The following is a 4,054-nucleotide window of genomic DNA, read 5'->3' on the forward strand; positions in this document are numbered from 1 at the left end:
CCGGCGGTGACCAGCTCGTCCTTCAGGGCGGTGCGGCTGTCCGGCGCAAAACCGATCCCGTAGCGCACGCAGTCCTCGCCCGTCAGCCCGCGCGATTTGAGATAGCGTCGGGCATCTTCCGCCGCAGGCGTCCGCAAGGCGCGCAGGAAGAAGGCCTGGGCGCTCTCCATCCATTCGACGAGGGATTTGCGATGCTGGGTCTTTTGCTGGCTCTCCGGGTCGGGCTCCGGCAGGCGAAGGCCCGCCTCACCGGCCAGGCGCTCGGCCGCCTCCATGAAGGAGAGGCCTTCCATCTCCTCCAGCCAGGTGAAGACATCGCCATGCTTGCCGGAGGCGAAACAATGGTAGAAACGCTTGTCATCATTGACGAAAAAGGAAGGCGTCCGCTCTTTCTTGAAGGGCGACAGACCGACAAATTCTCGACCCTGGCGTTTCAGCGGCACCGAACGGCCAATGAGGTCCGACGGGCGCACACGCGCCTTGATCTCGTCGATAAAGTCCTCATTGAGACGCATGGAATCGCATCACCCCGTCCGAAAAGCCCAATAGAGCATGATGCACCTTATTTCCGGGTCGGTCGATTTATTCGATCAGGCCCATTTCAGTCCTTTCGCGGGCCAGGCGAGAAGTCGACCCGGCCGACTTCCTCGATGCGTTTCTCACCAATCCGTCCCTCGATGATTTCATAGCCCAGCAAGGTGAGTATCCGGTCGCGCAGGAAGATTGGTCGCGCATTGCCATACCAGTCGGCGCAGGAAGCCTGGCATCCATCATCCAGTCCGGGCCGGGCCCGGGCATCGAGACGTCCAAGCCAGGAAAACCGACCCGCCTCGCGCTGAAGATAGACCATGTTGGCGCCACGGCTGCCGCCCGCCAGAAGGGGCAGGGCTGCCAGCCCGTCACCGTCCACACCGTCCGGCCGGAAGAAGAAGGCGTGGCTGCGACTTTCCGACTCAGCACTGTTTTCAAGCAGGAAACGGTCTGCAATCTCCGGCGCCTCACCGGTCAGCGAAACCGTGACGAAGCGCGTGCCGCCGGCCTGGGTCACGATCAGCGCATCCTGACCAATCGCCTCGATGCGCGAAACCGGCGCCTCGAGAGCCAAGCGCGTGACGTCACCGCCCTCCAGGGCAACCGTCAGCGCCAGATTGGGCGCCCCGTCGGTACCGCGCTCGACCAGTCCGACCACAAGCGTGTCCCCGACATGCCGGTTACGGACGACCCGTGACTGCTCCGCGACCGGCAGGAATTGATAGTCCGAAGGCAAGGGCGGCTGGCTGCCATCCCCGAAGCGCGTCGTCGGCAGCCGCAATAATGCCGGTCGCCCGACCGCACCCTCGGCGGCCCACATGCCGTCACCGGCTCCGTCCGGCATGACGAGGATGTCGAGCCGGATCGCCGCCTCATTGGCGTAGAAGGAGAATTGATCGAGCGGGGCGCCCTCGACCCGGGCAACGCTCGGCGCGTTGCCATTGAGCGGGATGCGATAGAGATAGCTTTCACCTTCGCGGTCATACCAACCCGGGGTTACCCAGACATAGGTCGCATTGCGCGACACGAAGAAGCTTCGGCCCGCTGGTCCGAGCACAACACTGACCTCGCAATCGAGGTCATCCGAGGTGAGGTCACACCGGGTGACAACATGCATGCTGGAGACGGCACCCGCTCCGCGCGCCCTCATCGGGCCCGGAATGTAGACATCACCGGCCTGCGCCAGCCGCCGAAAATCGGGCGCCTCCTGGCCGGGGATCCAGCGACTGAGTCCGGGCAGGCTGTCCAGCGGGTCTTCACCCCAATGAAGATCAAAGGCCAGCGGCGCATAGGTGATCAACTGGTCGCCGATCAGGCGCGAGGCATAATTGCAGGAACTGTAATAGTCATCCGAGCGCATATGGTGGGTGTCGACATGCGACAACTGCCCGTCGAGCGCAATCCGGAAGCGACTTATCTCTGTCGATTCATAGAGGTAGCTATAGCCGATGATCACGATCAGATCGCCGGAAACGATCATCTCGTCATACCAGCTGTTCGAGCCGTCGACATCCGGCGGAAAGGCATCAATCCGGTCGATGGCGACCAGATCATCATTCGCGGTCGAGATCGTGAACAAGCGTCCGCGCCGCAGGACGATCAGGTAATCCCCGGCGACCTTGACGATTCCGCCCTCATCAACCCCGGCCACCTGCGCATTCGTAATGTCCGGATTGTCGACCGGGCTCGCCGTGAATGTGTCGCTGGCCGATGCGCTGGCACTGCCGGGCGATGGCGATGGCGGTGGCGGAGGCGGTGGTGGCGGCGGCGGATAAGCGGTGGAGACCAGCCAATCCTCGACCTCACCCGCCTCGTCGATCTCCGCAAGAAAGGCACGAAGCTCTTCATCATCCTCGAAACTGGGCAGGGTCTGGGCCGCAGCCAGTCCGCCCCACGCGACCAAGGGGCCAAAGAGCAAAATTCCAAACGCGTGCCGGATGGCCGCAGTCAACCTGGTGATGATCATGCCCGCTCCCCTGTTTCCGGGAGCAAAGCAGAGGGATGACTCCACCGCAATCAAAGATCACGGCGGCGGATCCGTTCTCAGGGTGTCAGATCGACGGCGATCGTCCTCAGGCCGAGGCGAGCAGGTCCTTGACCTTGGCGCCGGCCTTGGCGAAGTCCATGCGTCCGGCATAGCGCGATTTCAGCTCGCCCATGCACCGGCCCATATCCTTCAGACCGCTGGCATCGAGTTCGCTGACGACCGACTCGGCGGCGTCGGCGATCTCGCCATCATCCATCGGCTTGGGCAGGAATTCGCGCACGATCTCGGCTTCCGAGCGCTCCGCTTCGGCGAGATCGAGACGGCCGGCCTTTTCATAGGTCTCGGCGCTTTCCTCGCGTTGCTTCACCAGCTTGGTAAGCAGGGTCAGGATTTCGGTGTCCCCGCAGCCGGAGCAGCGGTCTTCCGCGCGCGCCGCGATATCGCGATCCTTGATGGCAGCCGAGATCAGGCGAAGCGTCGACAGACGCGCCTTGTCCTGGGCCTTCATGGCCGTTTTCATATCCGTGGTGATGCGTTCACGAAGCGACATTTTAGCAACCAAACCTATCCGGGCGCCTTGCGTGGCGCGTCCTGACGAGATCTCCGGTGTGAAGAACTTTTCCTGGGCACATAATCCGGTGCCGATTGTTTCGAATACTGCGGGGCCTTTTTCCTGGCAACACAAGCTGGAGGCCTCTGTCTCCGAAACGAGAGGCCGGGAGTTATTCCGTGGGCGGCGAAGAATCAAGCCCGAACGTAAAATGTGATCGAATGTCCGGTCTGCGAATTCGCCGTGGGCCTCCCGCGCTCAGTCAAGCGCGCCGTCAGTTTCCGTTGCAAATTCCCAGACTTGCGCCCGCTCTCTCAAGGGCGCGCAGGCCGGCACGTCGAGGAATTCGGCATAATGGCGCCAACGGGCCCGGGAGCCGGTGTAAAGCGGCCGGGTGACTTGATGGGCGCTCGGGGTCGAGATGCGACGCCGGGCCCGCGCGGTTTCGAAGAAGCGCGCCTGCTGCGATTCCCAGTCCCGCCCGAGCATCGCCATGACCGGCGCGATGGCGGTTTCCGGATCGTCGATCAGCCGCTCATAGACCACATCTGCCCAGCGCGGCCGACGCCAATCCACAAACCGGTCCCACAAATCGAAACTGCCCTGGTGGAGGGCGGCGATCCGCTCCAGCCGCGTCATCACCATCATCGCATTATTGGGAGCGAAATCCTGGGCAAAATTGCTGACCGCAACGTCCAGCGGATGACGCCGCGCGAGAATGAAACCGGCCGCCGGAAAGATGCGATGGATCACGGCGACCCAGTTCAGATTGAGCGGCAGCTTGTCGACCACGCTGACGCCCGGTTCCAGCGTGCCGGCGTGATGGGCCAGCCGGCGCCGGTAGGCCGCGCGCAACTCACCGACATCGGCGGCATCAACGCCGTCGAGCCAGTCCTCGCTGAATTCGGTCTCGTCGCCGGCCATGCCGGGCACGACGGCCCGCAAGGCCTCGATCAGGACCGGGCATTCCTCGACCACCTGGATCG

At 63.2% G+C, this 4,054-nt stretch carries 4 protein-coding genes; all 4 read right to left on the reverse strand.

Translation table 11 applies throughout. The annotated features are described in order from the left end of the window. A partial coding sequence (locus QZ266_RS00680; protein ID WP_295690676.1) for a CHC2 zinc finger domain-containing protein occupies window positions 1–515 on the reverse strand: 515 nt, incomplete at its 3' end. An 86-nt stretch (window positions 516–601) separates the two neighbouring features. Next, window positions 602–2,497, reverse strand: coding sequence for a beta-propeller domain-containing protein (locus QZ266_RS00685; protein ID WP_295690678.1), 1,896 nt, complete (start codon window positions 2,495–2,497; stop codon window positions 602–604). A gap of 106 nt (window positions 2,498–2,603) precedes the next feature. Next, a complete protein-coding gene (locus tag QZ266_RS00690) occupies window positions 2,604–3,068 on the reverse strand; it encodes a GatB/YqeY domain-containing protein (RefSeq protein ID WP_295690679.1) in 465 nt (154 codons plus the stop codon). Between the two features lie 258 nt (window positions 3,069–3,326). Next, window positions 3,327–4,054, reverse strand: a 728-nt coding sequence (locus tag QZ266_RS00695; protein ID WP_295690681.1) for a sulfotransferase, incomplete at its 5' end; no start/stop codon positions are given.

It is taken from the genome of uncultured Maricaulis sp., from assembly GCF_905480005.1.
Taxonomy (GTDB): Bacteria; Pseudomonadota; Alphaproteobacteria; order Caulobacterales; family Maricaulaceae; genus Maricaulis.

What these genes read in the sequence shown, in the direction of transcription:
- QZ266_RS00690 (WP_295690679.1), bottom strand. Translation starts at nt 3,068, where the DNA reads ATGTCGCTTCGTGAACGCATCACCACGGATATGAAAACGGCCATGAAG.
- QZ266_RS00685 (WP_295690678.1), bottom strand. Translation starts at nt 2,497, where the DNA reads ATGATCATCACCAGGTTGACTGCGGCCATCCGGCACGCGTTTGGAATT.